Raw genomic sequence first — 17,345 nt, 5'->3', positions numbered from 1 at the left:
GGAAGAGCGGAAGAAAAAATTTAATCGTTTGAGCCCTTGAGGTCTGTCTTATGCCCCACATAGAGGATCGTTATCGCTCTTGAATAAAGAGGCGGGCGATATACTTTGATTGATTTCCAACGCAAGACAACTGAATAGCAAGCTCCCGAACCGGGTGCCGCGCCATTTTGAAAGGACCAATGCCACGAATGCGCCAACCCGGCCGGACGATTGATGATACCTTATGAGTGAGTACCCGTTTCGGCATTGGATAAGGCTGCGCCGGACGCATTCGCCCTGCGATCGCAGTGCGGCGCGCAATCCGGTTTTAGCGATGCTTTCGACGTAACGCCCACGGCATGATCACTGGTATTGAGGCTTTAATGACGATTCGGGTAAGTTCGAACGCTTTTTTTGCTAATCGGCGAGTATCGGCTAAAAGCGGGTTATCGACCCTGTTCAAGGAACGGCGGTACACATTCGAAAACAGCCCGTCTTTTCCGCGTCAGAACCCCGCCGGAAGCTTCGAGCGCATCATTTCCCTCCGGTCCAATTTGTATCCGTCGACGACGAAGGTACCGTCCCCGACGGCGTGAAGGGTGCGCTTTTCTTCCCGTGATCGATCGAAGTACGCGGCGACACCTTCAAGCACAACGATGTGGTGCCTTTCGACGATATCGATCACTTTACATTCAATATTTGCCAGGCATTCCTTGACCAGGGGCGCTCCGACATATTTTCCCCGGAGGGGCGTCAGCCCGAACTTTTCAAATTTGTCCGTATCGGCGCCCGAACAGGTCCCCACCCCAACGACCTGATCGATCAGATCCAGAGTAGGAATAGCCACAACGCATTCTTTGGAATCCCGAAGCGCACGGTAAGAATAGTTCCAGGAACCCGTCGTGATAGCAAATTTCGGCGTAAAATCCATCACCATGGTCCAGGAAATGGTCATGAGGTTATGCTTCCCGCCATCCTGGGTCGTAATGAAGACAACCGGACCCGGTTCCAGCAGCGTGAAGGCTTTATTGATCGGCATCGTTTTCATGGCCGTCCCCCTACGGTTTACCACAGACTCAGACGGCTTAAACGCGCGATCTTGAAAGGGCTCGCAGCCGATAACGGCCAGAGTGATAACCGGCAAAAGCAATAAAATTGAAAATGGTTGTTTTTATCAAGCATCGCATGACCTCGCCGATTTATGCAACAAAACCCAGTAAAAATAGGAAAGTGCTTGCCAGAGTAATATGGCACCATTCGAACCAGCACCTTACCCGTTTTACGAATGAGTCACCGGTATAGTTTTCAATTTCATCGAACATTACAATTACGGAATTAAATGCCACAATTACAATGATGATTAGACGAAGATTACAAACCGAGCTCGAACAACTGTTGGCTGCTTATCCGGCCGTGGCGCTGCTGGGCCACCCGGTCTGCGGGCAAAGCTGGGAAGGCTTCGTGATCGAAAATTGCCTGGCCGTAGCGCCACCGCATTGCAAAGCCAGTTTTTATCGAACCAGTGCCGGCGCCGAATGCGATTTGCTGATTACCTTTCCCGATCAGAAGACTTGGACGATCGAAATCAAGCGCAATCTGGCGCCAACTTTGTCGAAAGGCTTCTATTTCGCGCAAAGCGATATCAAGCCGGAGGCCAGCTTTGTGGCCTATCCCGGACAAGAAACCTATCCCATGAATGAAACGGTGCAAGCCATCGGTTTGATCAATTTGATAGACCAAGAAAAATAAAATTACGATGAAAGCCGAATACCATTTGGCGGCAAATTATTTTGAAAGGCTCTGTCAGAAATGCGCCATGCCGCCCAAACCATTACTGAATAACATCTCATGAGTGAATACCAATATTACGAATTCAGAGCGGTCGATAAACCGCTCACGCCACAACAACAAGCGGAACTGCGCAGCCGCTCCTCGCGCGCGACCATCACAGCGACCAGCTTCATCAACGAATACCATTGGGGCGATCTCAAAGGCGACCCTCTCGACTGGGTGCAGCGTTATTTTGACGCACACGTTTATTCGGCCAGTTGGGGAACGTGCAGTTTGATGTTGCGTTTACCCCTTTCGGCCTTGGATAAGGATATGCTGGACCCATTCACTCAGTCTTCGCGATGCGGCGCGCAATCCGGCTTCCGTGATGCTTTCGGCGTAACGCCCACGGCCGATCACAGGATAGTGTATTGGGGCTTTAATGACGACTCGGGCGAATTCGAACGTTTTTGGAGTCAAGAAGACGGCCCGGGCTGGATGAGCAGTTTATTGCCGCTACGGGACGAGTTATTGCGGGGCGATACGCGGCCGCTCTACTTGGGCTGGCTGGCGCGAGTGTGTAACGAGGAAGTGGGCGATGACGATATCGAGCCACCCGTCCCGGCGGGCTTGCAAACATTGACCCCCGCGCAAACCGCCTTGACGGAATTTCTCCTGATCGATCCCGACTGGCTCGCCGCCGCGGCCGGCGCCAGCCCCACGTTACCCGATCGGGATACGATCGATCCGGAACGGGACGACTGGCTTGCATTGCAAACCCAGGAGGCCATGCGAGAAACGCTGCGTCTGCTGTTGGAAGGACGCAGCCAGGAAGCCGAGCGCGCATTGCGGCAGCGTTATCTGGCCTGGCAACGGGAACGTTCATCCCACCCCAAATCCTCTTCGCGCCGCACGGTGGCCGAAATCGATGCCGCATGTGAATGGGTCAGGAACCAGCGCCTTGAGATCGAACGACGGAAGCGCGAAGCCGAGGAAGCCAAGCGCCATGCCGAACGCAAGCAACGGTTGGAACGCCTGGCGGCCCATTCCGACAGGGTTTGGGCCGACATCGACCAAACGTTGCAACGCGGCACGGGTCATGCCTATGATCAGGCCCTGCAAACCATGAAGGATCTGGCCGAAGCCATGACCCAAGCCGGACGCGAAGCCGAATTTCAAGCCGGCCTCGTCAAGTTGCTCGGCGCCCACGGCAAACGCGGCGCCTGGATGAGGCGGCTGACCAAGGAAGGAATCCTGAAAGGAGAAATTTGACGGTGCAACAAACACCATCCCGCTTTATTTAGGCCCGGCACCTATGGGAAATGAAAGCCGAGGATACTGATGATTTCGATGGGGAAAAACCGGCTTGGCTCTCCAATCATCAAGGTCAGGGCCGTAGGATGTGCTGAACGAAGTGAGGCGCATCGTTCGCGTGAGAAGAATTCCCTCGATCGATGCTCATCGTGCCTCGGCACATCCTACGCTTGGCGCATCTTACGGGTTTGCGAGGAAGCCCGAGGTCAGGTTCCGGTTGGACGAATGGTTATGCTTTTTTCTCTTTTATGAAACTCCTGAACACAGTCTTAGCCCTTTCGTGCATGTCCTTCCAATTCGAAAGATCCGATGGCATGTGATGGAAGTAATATGAGAATTCGCCGTCAAAGAACATATGAGTACATTGATACCCCATACTGTCAAAACAGCGAATTAAAGTCTGCGTGGATCCATCTTTTTCTTCCACATAGTACTGGACTGTGGTCGAATCACTCTTTCCACGTACCTTCTCAACTATTAGACCATTTTGCAGTGCTTGCCCTTCTACTTGATGATCTTTATCTGCTCGTAATCTCCATGACTGGATTAGGGGACTGTATCCAAAACCTACATCCAGGCCAACGGTAGGCACTTTTCGAAAGTCCGGTTCCAAGACCGGCTCAAATCGAGGAGCAGCTGCCGAAAGAATCAACATCTGAATTCCCGCAAATGATGGGATATTGAAGGTCGGACTGTACTCCTTTGGAATTTTGAATTTGTAGCCTGCGTAACTGAACGAAACCCTACTTTCGTCTTTGTATTCAATCTCTCCCAGCGAGTCCAAAAAATTCTCCCTAGGATTGCAGAAGATAGGCGGATTTCCATAGGCGCCTTCTTCGAAAAAATTGCTCTTGTATGACCAGTGGTATAGCTCCTGACCGCCCATATCATCAACAACGAGCACCGCGTGATTCAGCGGGCCATTGCCTTTCATGCGGAAGCCAGCCAAATCAACGGAGCTGGAGATTTCCCTATATGCGGTTGATGTCGTCGCGATCTGTATGCAATACGGATTGTCATTGGCGATAGTCTTGGCGCTATTTCTTGCCGAATACATCACGGTAGCCGAGAACACCACCAACAAGGCGATTGCCAAAAACGCAACAGTCAGCAATTTACTAAACAGACGCTCTCCAAAATGCTTAACGAACGTGGAAGCCGCCGAAGACGGCTGTAGCGTTTCCGGTGCAGCGAAGGGTTAGCCGTCACTTGGGTGGCTCTATTGGTACGAGGCCAATGAGATCTTCGAGGGCCTTCTTGCACACAGCCTCGACAGAAGGCATCAGCTGCACCGCAGAAATGCCCATGAGGGAGAGCTCCCGGATCACTTTCGGTCTTTCGCGAACATCAAGTTCGTACTTCGTCAGGAATTTACGCCCTTCAGATTCATTGAGGCGGATGTGCTGTTCGATATCTAGAACGTTGGTCACCGTAAAGCAACCTTGTTGAACAGCGAGCTTGTGATTGCCCACCTGGCGCGGCCGCAGTACTGAGACGTGCGGCGTGAAGTCGGCGAAATCGTAGACTTGACCTCCTGATTGAAGGCAAAGATGGCAACGCGCTCGGACTGTGGCTTGAAATGATTCACGCCCTCGAACGCGAAATACGCGGCGATGTACGGTGACGCGGTCCAATCCAGCAGCGGAGTCGGAAAGCCGTTGTGCTGAGCGAACGCAAGAAACTCTGCCAAGCCCAAAGAATGCTTTAAATCCCATGAGCGTTCGACCCATGCCTCAAGCGCGTCATGCACGCGTGGGAGCATGTAGTCCGCATACCCTTTCAAATCGGGAATGGAGCGAACCAACGCGGTTCGGTGCACAGAGGAAACCAGACCCCAGCTCGCAAGTCGCTGTCCGCGATAGATGACCGCGCCATCGAGCTCGAGATCGGATGTGGCGATCGCTTTGTACTCGGCCCAGGAGATCTTCATTTGGCAGTTCGCAGTCGTGACGGCTAACGTTTGAGTTCACCGGTTGCCATAGGCAATCCAGTGCAACGAAGGGTTAGGGGGCTTTTCCTGTCATGTGAGATTGAGACCACCGTCTGCAACTATGACTTCGCCAGTCAGATAGTCTGAACGTACGATCATGGCGGCAAGGTCAGCGATATCTTCTGGTCCTGATTTCATTGCAAACTAAAATTGAAAGAAAAGTCTGGAATCCATGGATTGACTAGGCGGGATAGCATGCATTTTTCTCATGATAAACTGATCAGGATAATTCCAAAATTCAAACTTAAAATGACTAAGATAGCGATTTTTACAGACATTCAAAGATCAACATCAATAGACCGGTATGGGTCGTTAATCCCCTTTGAGGAATACGGATTTCATGCCAATGCAGCGTCCCCTTTTGTTTCAAGGCGTGATGCCTATACCGAGAGTTTGAGGGCAAAAAAACGTCAGCACGAGAACTCGTACATTCTTTATGAAAGCCAGTTGCCGATATGGGTAACATTGGCTCAAATCAGCAGAGTGTTTAAAATACCGTGACAGCTAATGATCCGGCTAAACGAAATGCCGCCTGATCGTTCCCTCGCTCGACGCTATATATGATCCGTCATTCCGGCAGGAATTGCCGGAATCCAGGCCGCATGGATAGCTTAAGACTCGTCATCCTTGGCACCGGATACCCACTTCCCGGCGAGCATGACGCTACTCGCGCATAATGATGAGCGCTTGGCGTGGAAACCATGAGGGAAGTGATGATTGACCAATATCCTAATTTACCAAGTCAAGAATATTCAAGATTTTCTTAATGAATAAATCACATAGGTTCTGCGTTGCCCCGATGCTGGACTGGACCGACCGCTACTGCCGCTTTTTTCACCGCCTGATAACGAAACGGGCGCTGCTCTATACCGAAATGATCACGACCGGGGCGCTGCTGCACGGCGACCGGCAACGGTTTTTACAATTCGATTCGAGCGAGCATCCTCTGGCATTGCAATTGGGCGGCAGCGATCCGGCCGATTTGGCCGCCTGCGCGAAAATGGCCGAAGACTTCGGCTACGACGAGGTGAATCTGAACGTCGGCTGCCCCAGCGACCGGGTGCAGAACGGCCGCTTCGGCGCCTGTCTGATGGCGGAGCCGGAACTGGTGGCCGAGTGCGTTGCGGCGATGCGGAACGCGGTGTCGATTCCGGTGACCGTGAAGTCGCGGATCGGAATCGACGACCGGGACTCCTACGAGGAGCTGGCCCATTTTATCGGCACGGTCGCCGATGCCGGCTGCCGGACCTTTATCGTGCATGCCCGCAAGGCCTGGCTGAAAGGGCTGTCCCCCAAACAAAACCGGGAAGTGCCGCCCTTGCGCTACGAGATGGTTTACCGCCTGAAGCAGGATTTTCCGCCGCTTCGGATCGTGCTGAACGGCGGCATTACCACGCTGGAACAAGCGGAAGAAGCATTGCGGAATGGCGTCGACGGCGTGATGATGGGGCGGGAGGCGTATCACAATCCTTATATTCTGGCCGAAGTCGACCGGCGCCTGTTCGGCATGCCGGCCGATGCCGTCCCGCGCAGCGAAATCGTCAACCGGCTGATGCCCTACATCGAGCGGCAACTGGCCGAAGGCGTGCGCCTGCACAGCATCACCCGGCATATCCTCGGCCTGTTCCACGGCGAGCCGGGCGCGCGTTCCTGGCGCCGGCATTTGAGCGAAGAAGCGGTCAAATACGGCGCGGACACCTCCGTTGTCCGCGAAGCATTAAAATTCACCGCACAATGATGTTATACTGCGGGGATTGTGTATTTATTGAGAACTGAATCGTGGAAGAATATTTCTCGAAAATTATCGCCGCAGTAGGCGAGGACTTGACCCGCGAGGGGCTGATCGATACCCCGAAACGTGCCGCCAAGGCGTTCAAATTTTTGAACAACGGTTACCAAAAAAACCTCGACGAGGTGCTGAACAATGCGGTGTTCACGGCCGATACCGAAGACATGGTGATCGTGAAGGACATCGAGCTGTATTCGTTGTGCGAGCACCATCTGCTGCCGTTCATCGGCAAATGCCATGTCGGCTACCTGCCGCGCGGCAAGGTGCTGGGACTCTCCAAAATCGCCCGGATCGTCGATATGTACGCCCGCCGCCTGCAAATCCAGGAAAAACTGACCAAGCAGATCGCCGACGCGATCGAGTATGCGGTCGATGCGAAAGGCGTCGCGGTCGTGATCGAAGCGAAGCATCTGTGCATGATGATGCGCGGCGTCGAAAAACAGAATTCGGTGATGACGACCTCGGTGATGACCGGCATCTTCCGTAAAGAAATGAATACGCGTTCGGAATTCCTGAACCTGATCAACCGCTAGCCCTAGCATGCCCCCGAAAAAAACCGGCGTCTTGCTGGTCAATCTGGGCTCGCCTGCGGAACCGACCGTCGCGGCGGTCCGCCGGTTTTTGGGCGAATTTCTCCGGGACCCGCGCGTCGTCAATCTGCCCCGGCCGTTATGGTGGCTGATCCTGAACCTGTTCGTGCTGCCGCTTCGGCCGCGCCGGTCTTTTCTGGCTTACCGCAAGATCTGGGATAAAAAAGGCTCGCCGCTGATTTATCTGACCCGGCGGCTTGCCGAAAAAATCGCCTCCGCACTGGCGGCGAAAAATATCGCGGTACGCGAGGCGATGCGCTACGGCGAACCCTCGATTGCGAGCCAATTGCGGGCTTTCAGGAAAGCCGGCGTCGACCGCGTATCGATACTGCCGCTGTATCCCCAATATTCGTCGACCACGACCGCCTCGGTCTTCGACGCGGCGGCCGCCGAACTGATGCAGTGGCGCCACATTCCGGAAATCCGCTTCATCGGCGATTATCATCGGGACCCCGGCTATATTGCCGCGGTAGCGAATTCGATCCGGCAATACTGGCATCTGCACGGCAAACACGAACGGCTGCTGATGTCGTTCCACGGCCTGCCGGAAATGTTGACCAAGCTGGGCGATCCGTACTTCACGCATTGCGAACGGACGGCCGCCGCGATCGCCGAACAGCTTTCGCTGCAGGATCACGAGTGGCAAATAGTATTCCAGTCGCGCTTCGGCAAGGCCGAGTGGCTGAAGCCGTATTGCCTGGACACGCTGCAGGAATTGCCGAAACGCGGCGTCAAAACAGTCGATATCGTCTGCCCCGGATTCGCGGTCGATTGCCTGGAGACGCTGGAAGAGATCGCGATCGCGAACAAGCAAGCCTTCTTGAAGGCCGGCGGCAGCGCTTATCATTATATTCCGGCGCTGAACGACTCGGATGCGCATGCGGACGTACTCGTCAATTTACTGCTGTCGAGCGATTGAAGAAAAGCGCCGGGCACTTGCCGAGCTTGCAAAGCGGCTCGTGATTTGACAAATTCTCCGCAAACGGCTTACTTATACCCGAAATATTTGAAGTGGTCGTAGCCTCGATGAAGCTTTGCGGAATCGAAGGTGCCGGACTTCGAGATTTCCCGGTTCGGCTTTGCCGCATCGCGGCTACGGGTATTGTTCCACAAAACCGACAACGAGAGATCACCGATGACGGAAACGATATTACAAAGCTGGCAGAATGCCTGGCCCGAAATCAAATCCACCCGGCCCCCGGAAACCGGCGCCGGCGTAATCGACCCGAGTGCTTTCAACACGATCGAAGTCGACAACCTTTTCGACGCGGTCAATCATTGCTCGACCACGGTCGGACAGGCGTTTTTGTACCGTTCGCTGTCCCGCCCGCTGGACGACATCCGGCTTCTCAAAGCGAAACAGGAGGCCGCCGCTGAAATCGGCCGCAATCCGGCGCTCCGGGAAGCAATCGAACGTATCGTGCAACATGCGGCCGATACCGAAAAAAACCTGTACATGCTGCTCTACGCCGAATTCATCGGTTCGTTCGGCGCCGCGCGCGGCGAGCATGAAATCGAAGGCTACGGCTATGCCCAGTACAAGCGCGGCGTGCGCTTCATGCTCGATCTGGTCGAGCGGATTCGGCAGACCGAAGCGCCTCAAAGTCCTTTCCTGGACGCGGTGTTCGATAAAATCCGCCGTTTCGCGGCCAGCCGGGATTATTCGCTGATGGCGGGACCGGTTTACGTGACCGAAGGCGTGATCCAATCGAAGGAAGAAAAGAAGGGCTGGTTTCCGGTTTCGGTGATCTTCAAGCCGCGCCTGTTCAAGCCGCTGATTTTCGCCGCGCTGGCTTTCATCCTGGGGCTGCTGCCGATGGCGATGAACATCACCACGCCCGCGCAGATCATTTTCTTCGCGCCTTTGCTCCTGGTTTATTTCCCGATCGTCGGCGGCTACGACCGCGACAATTGCATCATCCCGCTGCGCAACCGGTTCCGGAGCTCCCAGGAGGTCGGCGAGGCGCTGGACGCGCTCGGTCAGTTGGATGAACTGTTGTCCTTCGTCAAATTCTCCGAAGCGTTCGGCAGCGAAACGACATTGCCTACGCTGATTGACGCGCCGCATCACCGGATCAATCTGACCGCCGCCAAAAACCCGGTGCTCGGCAAGGCGAATCCGAATTATGTTCCGAACGACTTCATGCTCGACGACGACAAGCTGGTCCTGATCACCGGCCCGAACAGCGGCGGCAAGACCGCGTTCTGCAAAACGCTCACCCAAATCCAGCTGCTCGCGCAGATCGGCTGTTATGTACCGGCCAAAGCGGCGACGCTGACCGTCGCGGACCGGATCTTTTACCAGGCGCCCGAAATCAGCCATCTGGTCGACGGCGAGGGCCGCTTCGGCACCGAACTGAAACGGACCAAGGATATTTTTCTGGCCTCGACCGCGAAAAGCCTGGTGGTACTGGACGAGATGTCCGAAGGTACTACCTTCGAGGAAAAAATGGAATCGTCGATCAACGTGTTGACCGGCTTTTACCGGAAAGGCAACAGCACCGTGCTGATCACTCACAATCATCAACTGGTCGATCATTGCATCGCCCAAGGCATGGGCATCGCCAAGCAGGTCGAATTCGCGCATGATACCCCGACCTACCGGCTGATTCCGGGCATTTCGCGGGTCAGCCATGCCGACCGGGTCGCCAAAAAAATCGGCTTTTCGAAGGAAGACATCGACAACTATCTGGCAGGATCGTCATGAAACTAGGCACCGCACTATCGAACAGCGCCACCAAGGCGCTGCTGCTCGGCAGCGGCGAACTGGGCAAGGAACTGGTCATTTCGCTGCAGCGCTACGGCGTCGAGGTGATCGCCGTGGACCGCTACCCCGATGCGCCGGCGATGCATGTCGCGCACCGCAGCCATGTCATCGACATGACCGACGGCGAGGCGGTCAAGAAAATCATCGCGCTCGAAACACCCGATTACATCATTCCGGAGATCGAAGCGATCGCGACCGACGCGCTGGCCGAAATCGAACAGGAAGGCCACAGTACGATCGTCCCGAATGCGCGCGCCATTCAACTCACGATGAACCGCGAAGGCATCCGCACGCTCGCCGCGGAACGGCTCCAACTGCCGACCTCCGCCTATACGTTCGCGGAAAGTTTTGCCGAGCTGAAACACGCCGTCGAGCAAAAAATAGGCTATCCTTGTTTCGTCAAGCCGACCATGTCGTCCTCGGGCAAGGGCCAGTCGATGGTCAAAAGCCCGGAAGAGCTGGAAGCGGCCTGGAACTACGCGAAAGTCAGCGGCCGGGTCGATACCGGCAAAGTGATCGTCGAATCCAAAATCGACTTCGACTTCGAGATTACGCTGCTGACCGTGCGCGCGCTGAATCCGAACGGCGAGATCGAAACCCGTTTTTGCGAGCCGATCGGCCACCGGCAGGAACACGGCGATTACCGCGAAAGCTGGCAGCCGCAGCCGATGGCGCCGGCCGCCATCGGGGCGGCACAGCAGATTGCGCTGAAAGTCACCGGGGCGATCGGCGGACGCGGCCTCTTCGGCGTCGAGCTGTTCGTGAAAGGCGACCATGTCTGGTTCAGTGAAGTGAGTCCCAGACCGCACGACACCGGCATGGCTACAATGATTACTCAACAGCAGAACGAATTCGAGCTGCATGCGCGCGCGATCCTGGGCCTGCCGGTCGACACCCGCCTCTTGAGAGTCGGCGCGAGCGCGGTCATATTGAGCCAAACAGAAGCTGACGATGTCGTTTATGAAGGGCTTGACGCCGCGCTGAACGTACCGGACAGCGAAATTCGCCTGTTCGGCAAGCCGCGCGCCCTGGTCAACCGGCGGATGGGCGTGGCGCTGGCCAGCGCGGAAACGATTGAAGAAGCAACGCAAAAAGCGGTGAAAGCCGCGAGTCTGGTTAGTATTAATGCAAAACAATAAAAGGGGGAGCCATGCTGAGATGGACCACAATCCTAATCACCTTAAGCGTGTCCGGCGGCGCGCTGGCCGACATTTATAAATATGTCGACAGTGCGGGCCGCACCTACTATACCAATATCAAACCCAAACCCGCCAACAGCAGCCTATACAAGCGCATCATGGAGACGAAGCCGTATCGTTATATGCGGCCCGCTCCGACGATGGCCGGTTACCGGGGCTATTTCGGCCGAAACAAGCATAAATTCAGCGATTTGATCAACCAGGCGGCCTATCGGCACCAGGTCGATCCCAAACTGGTCCATGCGGTGATCCAGACCGAATCGGCCTACAACGCCGGCGCGGTTTCCTCGGCCGGCGCGGTCGGCCTGATGCAGCTGATGCCGGACACCGCCCGGCGCTACGGCGTGGACGACCGCCGCGACCCGCTCCAGAACGTCGACGGCGGCACGCATTATCTGCGCGACCTGATCGAAATGTTCAGCCCGAATCTGGAACTGGCCGTCGCGGCTTACAATGCCGGCGAAGGCGCGGTGATCAAATACAATTACTCGATCCCGCCGTATCCCGAAACCCAAAACTACGTCAAGCAGGTTTTGGCGGCTTATAACCGGTCATCCCTGTAAGCCGCGTAATATACTCGCGCTGCAGGCAGATAATAGATTACTTTTTCCGATAACGGTATACGTCGAGCCTGAGCTGCACCCATGCCGTTAAGTTGATGGAGCGTAGGGTGGATAAGCGAAGCGCATCCACCGTATGATCGCCGGATGCGCTTCGCTTATCCGGCCTACACAATATCTTAACGGCATTGGTCGTCATCCCCATTAGACAGAACCTTACCGCCTCTCTAATTACCGGTCTTCGGATAAATCCGCCAGCGCCCAGGCGCTGGCCAAACTCCGCACCATCTGCCAGCAGGCAATCTCCGGCGTCCTGCCGTACGTCAACAACCCATCAAGGTGGCCCCGCATCACGATAATACCCTGCTCCGGATTCGTTTCAGCAATCGCGCTGACCGCCTGGGCCATTGCCGGCGTGCCGTAGGCAATCGCTTCCGCTACGCAGGTGAGCCCCAGGGTCTCGGCATGCCGCCAGATTTCCGGACTATGTCCGTGCGCGACGCAACACACCTCCGGCGCCGCACGATAGATCGCCGCATGCGTGAGAGCTTCCGAAGACGGCGCCAGCGGGCCCTCGGCCTGCAGATAATTTTCTTCGGGAAGCGCCTGGCTGACATAAGCATAATGGTCGGCCGTCAGATGCGGCAAATGGCCGGTTTGGGTGCCGGTCACCGTAAAACTCTCGCCTTTCAGCCGCAGGCTGAGATTGCCGTAGCCCAGACCGTCATAGCGGGCATCATCCTGCCCGATCAGGCCGATCCTCCACAACAGACCGCGCCAGGCGTTCAGCTCGGCAAATCCGGCGATGGTTCGGGAGGGTGCAACCCGGTAATCCAGGCGGTATTTGATCACGCCTTCCCGTTCGCTCATGGCGCCGGTCTTGCGCATGCTTCCGGAGATTCAACTTTCATCGCACCCAAATACCCCACGATGCGCCCGATCATCCGCTGACGTTCCGCTTCCGGCAACAGGCGGGCCAAAGGCGGCATGGCCGTGCCGGGCTTGACGCGGCTCGGCGAATCGATCCAGGCTTTCAAATCGGGCTCCTGCCAACGGCATAGGGCGCGGATCAGATCGACCGGATATTTTTTACCGCCGATACCGCGAATGTTATGGCAGGTCAGGCAATATTCCTTGGTTTCCGCAAAACCTTGCTCCAGCATGGGGGAGGCGCGAGCCGGAAGCAGTGCCCGATCCTCGCTTTTACTGTGCCATTCGACCGCGGTAACCTGGTAAGGCCAGCCATAGGCTCCCTGGCGCAAGAGCTCCGGCTCCTTCTTATTGTCCCAGACGAGATAATACGGGCTGAGCGGGATTTTACGCTCGTTCTGGCTGCTGTTGTCGACGGTGAAAGGCGCGCCGTCGGAGCGGGCAAAGGCCAGAAAAGCGCGGTATTTTTTCAGTTTCGGGCCGGGAACGACCGAGCGGTAGCCGTCCTTGGCGAGAAACACGATCTCCGCCTCTTCCGACGTCCAGCGGTCGCCGAACCAGCGCGTCAAAAGCCCGTCGATCGGTAGCGCCGTATATTCGACCCGCTTCTGCCGCTCGTTCGTCGATTCATGCGGCTCGACGACGATCACCTGTCGGCTCGGAAGCGCATATTGACTCGACAAATCGGCCGGCGGCGGCAGTTCCACGGCTCCGGCCTTTCCGAAAACGGCCATTGCCAGAAAGACTGGCAGAATGCATTTCAAACAGTACGCCATCGGTTATTCACCCTCAAAAATAAGAAATTTGTGCACGCTATCGTACAGAACTATCCCTGATTTATGGGTACAGTCATTATTCGACTATACGCGAGAATGTTGATTTTGTCTTTTCACCGTTGCGAATGCATCGTTTCCATTAATTGAAACATAAATTAGATGCCCGGCTGAGTAAATGTTCTGCCGCTTATGGCCTCAAAGCGCCACGCGGCGATTTTGAAACGTTTCTTAAGCCTCATTAAGGAGAAGACCATGACGTCCAAAAGGATAATGAAAATATCGTCGGGCCTGTTACTGCTGGGCGGTTGTTTCGCCGCGACAGCCCAAGCTCAGGGAGAGAAACGGCTGTTTGACGCCATCGCCGAAGCACAGACGCCGCGCACGGTTCGAAGCACCAGGCCTGAACAGCAAAAAACCGAGCACGACCGTTCGGAAAGGTTCACTCCGAACCAGCCTTCGCCGCTGTCGCCGGCAGTCAAGAACCAGCCCAAAAGCGGCAGGATCTCGGGCTTCGATTTTTACCGCGACCCGTTGAACGCGGACCAGCCCATGCAAAAGCCCGAAGACATCATGAAAAAAGAAACCGCCGGCAAAGCCGACGTCATGGCTGCGCAAAAACAGCTGCTGGAGCAACGCTATGACCTCAACGTCAAGACCGATCCGTCGGCCAAAATGTCGCGCGGCAAACCGCTGGCGGTGGGACCTACGGCAAGGCTGCCTTCCGGCATGACCTGGGACAAGCTCGGCGAAGCGGCTCCCGAGGAAATCAGGGCACAAGGCATTTTCCCTTACCCGTCACTGCCGCATCCGTTACAGTCGAACGGCGGCCAAGTATTTCCGAAAATGCAGATCGACATGTTTCCGCGGCTTGAGCGTTTCGATGTCGATTTCGACCTGCCCGAAGCGTTCCTGCCCGAGTTCCCGCCGGCGCTATTCCTGAACAACCGGCCGGAGCTGGGCGACGTATCGCGCGGCGAGGTGATCTCGATCAACAATTATTATCGCCTGTTCAAAGACATTCTGACGCCGATACAACTGGATGGATTAAGGCTGCTGGTGACGCCGTTTCCGCAAGAGGAGTTCAACCCGACCGACGACCGCAAAAGCAAAGAACCCAGCCTCGGCGTCACCTGCTTCGACTGCCACGTGAACGGCCATACCACCGGCCAGTTCCATTTGAGTCCGGATATCCGGCCACAGGAGCGGCGCTTCCGGCTCGATACCACCAGTCTCAGAGGCGTGTTCAACCAACAGATTCACAGTTCCAAACGCAGCCTGCGTTCGGTCGAGGACTTTACCGAGTTCGAGCAACGCACCGCATATTTCAACGGCGACGAGATTCACGCGATCAAAAAAGGCATGAATGTTCTCGACCGCATCCCGGTCAGCCACATGGCGCAGATGCAGAACATGCTCGACTTCCCTCCTGCGCCCAAGCTCGATCCGGCCACCGGCAGGCTGGACCCGGCCAAAGCCACCGAAAGCGAGGCGCGCGGCGAAAACATCTTTTTCGGCAAAGGCCAATGTTCGAACTGCCATATGCCGCCGACTTATCTCGATCACCAAATGCACGATTTGCATCTCGAACGTTTCGTGAACGAGCCGGGCGACGGCACGATCAAGACCTTTACATTGCGCGGCATCAAGGATTCGCCGCCCTACATGCACGACGGCCGCGCGCTGACGCTGGAAGATACCGTCGAATTTTTCAACATCGTGCTGCAACTGAAACTGAACGCACAGGAAAAACAGGATTTGGTGGCGTTTATGAGGCAGTTGTAGAGTGATGCAGAATCTGAGGGGAATGGCATTAAACTGTAGGGTACGCTGTGCGTACCATTGGAGGGTGAAAAGGTACGCACAGCGTACCCTACCGCGGTTTGTGCCTTTTGGGGCGTAACAGCTGAGCACAAAGGGTATCACGATAGGCGCTCGGCGGGGAAACGAGAGGAAGAAGCTATGATCGACCCAATCTCCTTAAGTTAAACCGTTCGCCCTTCTGACAGGCTCAGAACGAACGGTTAAGCGTTAACTTAACGGCATTGACCTGAGGAGCGAGCGCTTCTACAGCGGGGGAAACGGGGGTCAATCGCCTATCACGCCTTTCGCCTGCGCGTCGGCATGATAGGAGGAGCGGACCAGCGGCGCGCTGGCGACCTGTTCGAACCCCATGCGTCGGGCTTTTTCGCCGAATTCGCCGAATTCGGCCGGCGACACATAGCGCTTGACCGGTAGATGCGCCTTGCTGGGCTGCAGATATTGGCCGAGGGTCAGCATCGTGCAGCCATGATCGAGCAGGTCCTGCATCACCCGGTGCACTTCTTCCGATTCTTCGCCGATCCCGAGCATCAAGCCGGATTTGGCCGGCGTCTCGGGCCGGGCTTTTTTATAGCCTTCGAGCAATTTCAGCGAACCCGCGTAATCGGCGCCGGGGCGGGCCTGCTTGTACAGCCGCGGCACCGTTTCGAGGTTGTGATTGAACACGTCGCAAGGCTGAGCCGCGAGGATTGCGATCGCTTTGTCCATCCGTCCCCGAAAATCGGGCACCAGGATCTCGATCTTGGTCTTCGCGGATCGCTCTCTGATTTCTTTAATGCAATCGGCGAAATGCCCTGCGCCCCCGTCGCGCAGATCGTCGCGGTCGACCGAAGTGATCACCACGTAGTTCAACGCCAGCGCCTTGATCGCCTCGGCCAGACGACCGGGTTCGTTCGGGTCGAGCGGCAAAGGCTTGCCGTGCGCGACGTCGCAGAACGGGCAGCGGCGCGTGCAGAGGTCGCCCATGATCATGAAGGTCGCGGTGCCGTGCTGGAAGCATTCGCCCAGGTTCGGGCAGGCGGCCTCTTCGCAGACCGTGTGCAGATTGTGCTCGCGCAGCAGCCGTTTGACCCGGGTCACTTCGTCGCCCGCGGAAAGCTTGATTCGGATCCATTCCGGCTTGCGCAGCGGCGCATCGCCCGTTTCGACTTTGACCGGAATCCGCGCGAGTTTTTCGGCATTGCGTTGATGCGTTTCCGGCGTAGCCCGGGAAGGCGCTTGGTAAGTCATGATGGCAATTTTTCCGTCAGTATTTGGAGAAGCCGTTCGGCCAGCTCATCAAGATCGACCGCAACACCGAGGTCGGCCAGTTGCGTAACTTCGAGCCCGGCATAGCCGCAGGGGTTGATGAATTTGAACGGGGCCAGATCCATCGCATTATTCAAACTGAGCCCATGATAACAGCAGTTGTTCCGGATTCGTATTCCGATCGAGCCGATTTTTTTGCCTTCCACGTAAACGCCCGGCGCTTCGGGCCGTGCGAGGGCATGAATGCCGTAGTGTGCGAGCACGGCGATCATCGTTTGTTCGAGCAGCGTCACCAACGGGCGGACGCCGAGTTCGCGGCGCTTGAGGTTCAGCAAGGGGTAGACGACCAGTTGGCCGGGACCATGGTAAGTCACCTGCCCTCCCCGATCGCTCTGCACGACCGGAATCGGGCCGGTGTTCAGCAAATGCTCGCGTTTGCCGTTCAATCCGAGCGTATAGACGGGCTGATGTTCGACGATCCAGATCTGGTCGCCGGTCTCCGGCGTCCGGTCCAGCGTGAAACACTGCATGGCCTGCCAGACCGTTTCGTAGTCCTGTAAGCCGAGCTGTCTGATCGTGATCGCCATAAAATAAGAACGAAGACTCTCCCTGCCC

The 17,345-nt window shown here is 56.2% G+C and carries 17 protein-coding genes; 9 read left to right on the top strand and 8 right to left on the bottom strand.

What is annotated here, in order from left to right; all coding sequences use genetic code 11:
* Window positions 1–484: 484 nt before the first annotated feature.
* Complete coding sequence (locus tag METAL_RS03870; protein ID WP_005369819.1) at window positions 485–1,027, bottom strand: flavin reductase family protein; 543 nt, start codon at window positions 1,025–1,027, stop codon at window positions 485–487.
* A 308-nt stretch (window positions 1,028–1,335) separates the two neighbouring features.
* On the opposite strand from METAL_RS03870, the gene METAL_RS03865 reads away from it, so the two are divergent.
* Window positions 1,336–1,728 (top strand): DUF4143 domain-containing protein, encoded by a 393-nt coding sequence (locus tag METAL_RS03865; protein ID WP_213069450.1) that lies wholly within the window; start codon window positions 1,336–1,338, stop codon window positions 1,726–1,728.
* Between the two features lie 99 nt (window positions 1,729–1,827).
* Window positions 1,828–3,021, top strand: a complete 1,194-nt coding sequence (locus METAL_RS03860; RefSeq protein ID WP_005369817.1) for a CCDC34 family protein — start codon at window positions 1,828–1,830, stop codon at window positions 3,019–3,021.
* A gap of 271 nt (window positions 3,022–3,292) precedes the next feature.
* On the opposite strand, the gene METAL_RS03855 is transcribed toward METAL_RS03860, so the two are convergent.
* From METAL_RS03855 to METAL_RS03845, 3 genes are all read right to left on the bottom strand, one after another.
* Window positions 3,293–4,159: a hypothetical protein gene (locus METAL_RS03855; protein ID WP_213069449.1), complete on the bottom strand. Its 867-nt coding sequence runs from the start codon at window positions 4,157–4,159 to the stop codon at window positions 3,293–3,295.
* Window positions 4,160–4,268: 109 nt separating this feature from the next.
* Entirely contained in the window at window positions 4,269–4,493 is a 225-nt protein-coding gene (locus METAL_RS19795; RefSeq protein WP_051040305.1) for a hypothetical protein, read from the bottom strand.
* Window positions 4,490–4,993, bottom strand: coding sequence for an FRG domain-containing protein (locus METAL_RS03845; RefSeq protein ID WP_051040299.1), 504 nt, complete (start codon window positions 4,991–4,993; stop codon window positions 4,490–4,492). Before METAL_RS03845 ends, METAL_RS19795 begins: the two co-directional genes overlap by 4 nt.
* An 826-nt stretch (window positions 4,994–5,819) precedes the next feature.
* Between METAL_RS03845 and dusA the strand changes: the two genes are divergently transcribed.
* From dusA to METAL_RS03815, 6 genes are all read left to right on the top strand, one after another.
* Window positions 5,820–6,791: a tRNA dihydrouridine(20/20a) synthase DusA gene (dusA, locus tag METAL_RS03840; protein ID WP_051040298.1), complete on the top strand. Its 972-nt coding sequence runs from the start codon at window positions 5,820–5,822 to the stop codon at window positions 6,789–6,791.
* 41 nt (window positions 6,792–6,832) lie between these two features.
* Window positions 6,833–7,375, top strand: a complete 543-nt coding sequence (gene folE / locus METAL_RS03835; protein ID WP_005369809.1) for a GTP cyclohydrolase I FolE — start codon at window positions 6,833–6,835, stop codon at window positions 7,373–7,375.
* A gap of 7 nt (window positions 7,376–7,382) precedes the next feature.
* Complete coding sequence (gene hemH / locus METAL_RS03830) at window positions 7,383–8,351, top strand: ferrochelatase (RefSeq protein WP_005369807.1); 969 nt, start codon at window positions 7,383–7,385, stop codon at window positions 8,349–8,351.
* Window positions 8,352–8,567: 216 nt separating this feature from the next.
* Window positions 8,568–10,139 carry a MutS-related protein gene (locus tag METAL_RS03825; protein ID WP_005369806.1) on the top strand — a complete coding sequence of 524 codons (1,572 nt, stop codon included), beginning with the start codon at window positions 8,568–8,570 and terminating at the stop codon, window positions 10,137–10,139.
* Complete coding sequence (gene purT / locus METAL_RS03820; RefSeq protein WP_005369805.1) at window positions 10,136–11,338, top strand: formate-dependent phosphoribosylglycinamide formyltransferase; 1,203 nt, start codon at window positions 10,136–10,138, stop codon at window positions 11,336–11,338. The genes METAL_RS03825 and purT overlap by 4 nt, the downstream gene beginning before the upstream one ends.
* Before the next feature lie 11 nt (window positions 11,339–11,349).
* Window positions 11,350–11,961, top strand: coding sequence for a transglycosylase SLT domain-containing protein (locus METAL_RS03815; RefSeq protein ID WP_005369798.1), 612 nt, complete (start codon window positions 11,350–11,352; stop codon window positions 11,959–11,961).
* 228 nt (window positions 11,962–12,189) lie between these two features.
* Here METAL_RS03815 and METAL_RS03810 read toward each other — a convergent pair whose 3' ends face one another.
* Together METAL_RS03810 and METAL_RS03805 are read right to left on the bottom strand one after the other, a co-directional pair.
* Entirely contained in the window at window positions 12,190–12,846 is a 657-nt protein-coding gene (locus tag METAL_RS03810; protein ID WP_005369797.1) for a class II aldolase/adducin family protein, read from the bottom strand.
* Window positions 12,825–13,664, bottom strand: coding sequence for a c-type cytochrome (locus tag METAL_RS03805; RefSeq protein WP_005369796.1), 840 nt, complete (start codon window positions 13,662–13,664; stop codon window positions 12,825–12,827). The genes METAL_RS03810 and METAL_RS03805 overlap by 22 nt, the downstream gene beginning before the upstream one ends.
* 252 nt (window positions 13,665–13,916) lie before the next feature.
* On the opposite strand from METAL_RS03805, the gene METAL_RS03800 reads away from it, so the two are divergent.
* Entirely contained in the window at window positions 13,917–15,446 is a 1,530-nt protein-coding gene (locus METAL_RS03800) for a hypothetical protein (RefSeq protein ID WP_005369795.1), read from the top strand.
* A 303-nt stretch (window positions 15,447–15,749) separates the two neighbouring features.
* Here METAL_RS03800 and lipA read toward each other — a convergent pair whose 3' ends face one another.
* Both lipA and lipB read right to left on the bottom strand, forming a co-directional pair.
* Complete coding sequence (gene lipA / locus METAL_RS03795) at window positions 15,750–16,712, bottom strand: lipoyl synthase (RefSeq protein WP_005369794.1); 963 nt, start codon at window positions 16,710–16,712, stop codon at window positions 15,750–15,752.
* Window positions 16,709–17,317 (bottom strand): lipoyl(octanoyl) transferase LipB, encoded by a 609-nt coding sequence (lipB, locus tag METAL_RS03790; protein WP_005369789.1) that lies wholly within the window; start codon window positions 17,315–17,317, stop codon window positions 16,709–16,711. The genes lipA and lipB overlap by 4 nt, the downstream gene beginning before the upstream one ends.
* Between the last annotated feature and the right edge of the window lie 28 nt (window positions 17,318–17,345).

Source organism: Methylomicrobium album BG8 (genome assembly GCF_000214275.2).
Lineage (GTDB): Bacteria > Pseudomonadota > Gammaproteobacteria > Methylococcales > Methylomonadaceae > Methylomicrobium > Methylomicrobium agile.
Note: the sequence above shows the minus strand (reverse complement) of the source record. Positions and strands in the feature narration are given on the sequence as shown.

What these genes read in the sequence shown, in the direction of transcription:
- METAL_RS03845 (WP_051040299.1), bottom strand. Translation starts at nt 4,993, where the DNA reads ATGAAGATCTCCTGGGCCGAGTACAAAGCGATCGCCACATCCGATCTC.
- METAL_RS03860 (WP_005369817.1), top strand. Translation starts at nt 1,828, where the DNA reads ATGAGTGAATACCAATATTACGAATTCAGAGCGGTCGATAAACCGCTC.
- METAL_RS03800 (WP_005369795.1), top strand. Translation starts at nt 13,917, where the DNA reads ATGACGTCCAAAAGGATAATGAAAATATCGTCGGGCCTGTTACTGCTG.
- METAL_RS03870 (WP_005369819.1), bottom strand. Translation starts at nt 1,027, where the DNA reads ATGAAAACGATGCCGATCAATAAAGCCTTCACGCTGCTGGAACCGGGT.
- METAL_RS03810 (WP_005369797.1), bottom strand. Translation starts at nt 12,846, where the DNA reads ATGCGCAAGACCGGCGCCATGAGCGAACGGGAAGGCGTGATCAAATAC.
- METAL_RS03825 (WP_005369806.1), top strand. Translation starts at nt 8,568, where the DNA reads ATGACGGAAACGATATTACAAAGCTGGCAGAATGCCTGGCCCGAAATC.
- METAL_RS03815 (WP_005369798.1), top strand. Translation starts at nt 11,350, where the DNA reads ATGCTGAGATGGACCACAATCCTAATCACCTTAAGCGTGTCCGGCGGC.
- METAL_RS03805 (WP_005369796.1), bottom strand. Translation starts at nt 13,664, where the DNA reads ATGGCGTACTGTTTGAAATGCATTCTGCCAGTCTTTCTGGCAATGGCC.
- dusA (WP_051040298.1), top strand. Translation starts at nt 5,820, where the DNA reads ATGAATAAATCACATAGGTTCTGCGTTGCCCCGATGCTGGACTGGACC.
- lipA (WP_005369794.1), bottom strand. Translation starts at nt 16,712, where the DNA reads ATGACTTACCAAGCGCCTTCCCGGGCTACGCCGGAAACGCATCAACGC.
- purT (WP_005369805.1), top strand. Translation starts at nt 10,136, where the DNA reads ATGAAACTAGGCACCGCACTATCGAACAGCGCCACCAAGGCGCTGCTG.
- hemH (WP_005369807.1), top strand. Translation starts at nt 7,383, where the DNA reads ATGCCCCCGAAAAAAACCGGCGTCTTGCTGGTCAATCTGGGCTCGCCT.
- METAL_RS03865 (WP_213069450.1), top strand. Translation starts at nt 1,336, where the DNA reads ATGATTAGACGAAGATTACAAACCGAGCTCGAACAACTGTTGGCTGCT.
- lipB (WP_005369789.1), bottom strand. Translation starts at nt 17,317, where the DNA reads ATGGCGATCACGATCAGACAGCTCGGCTTACAGGACTACGAAACGGTC.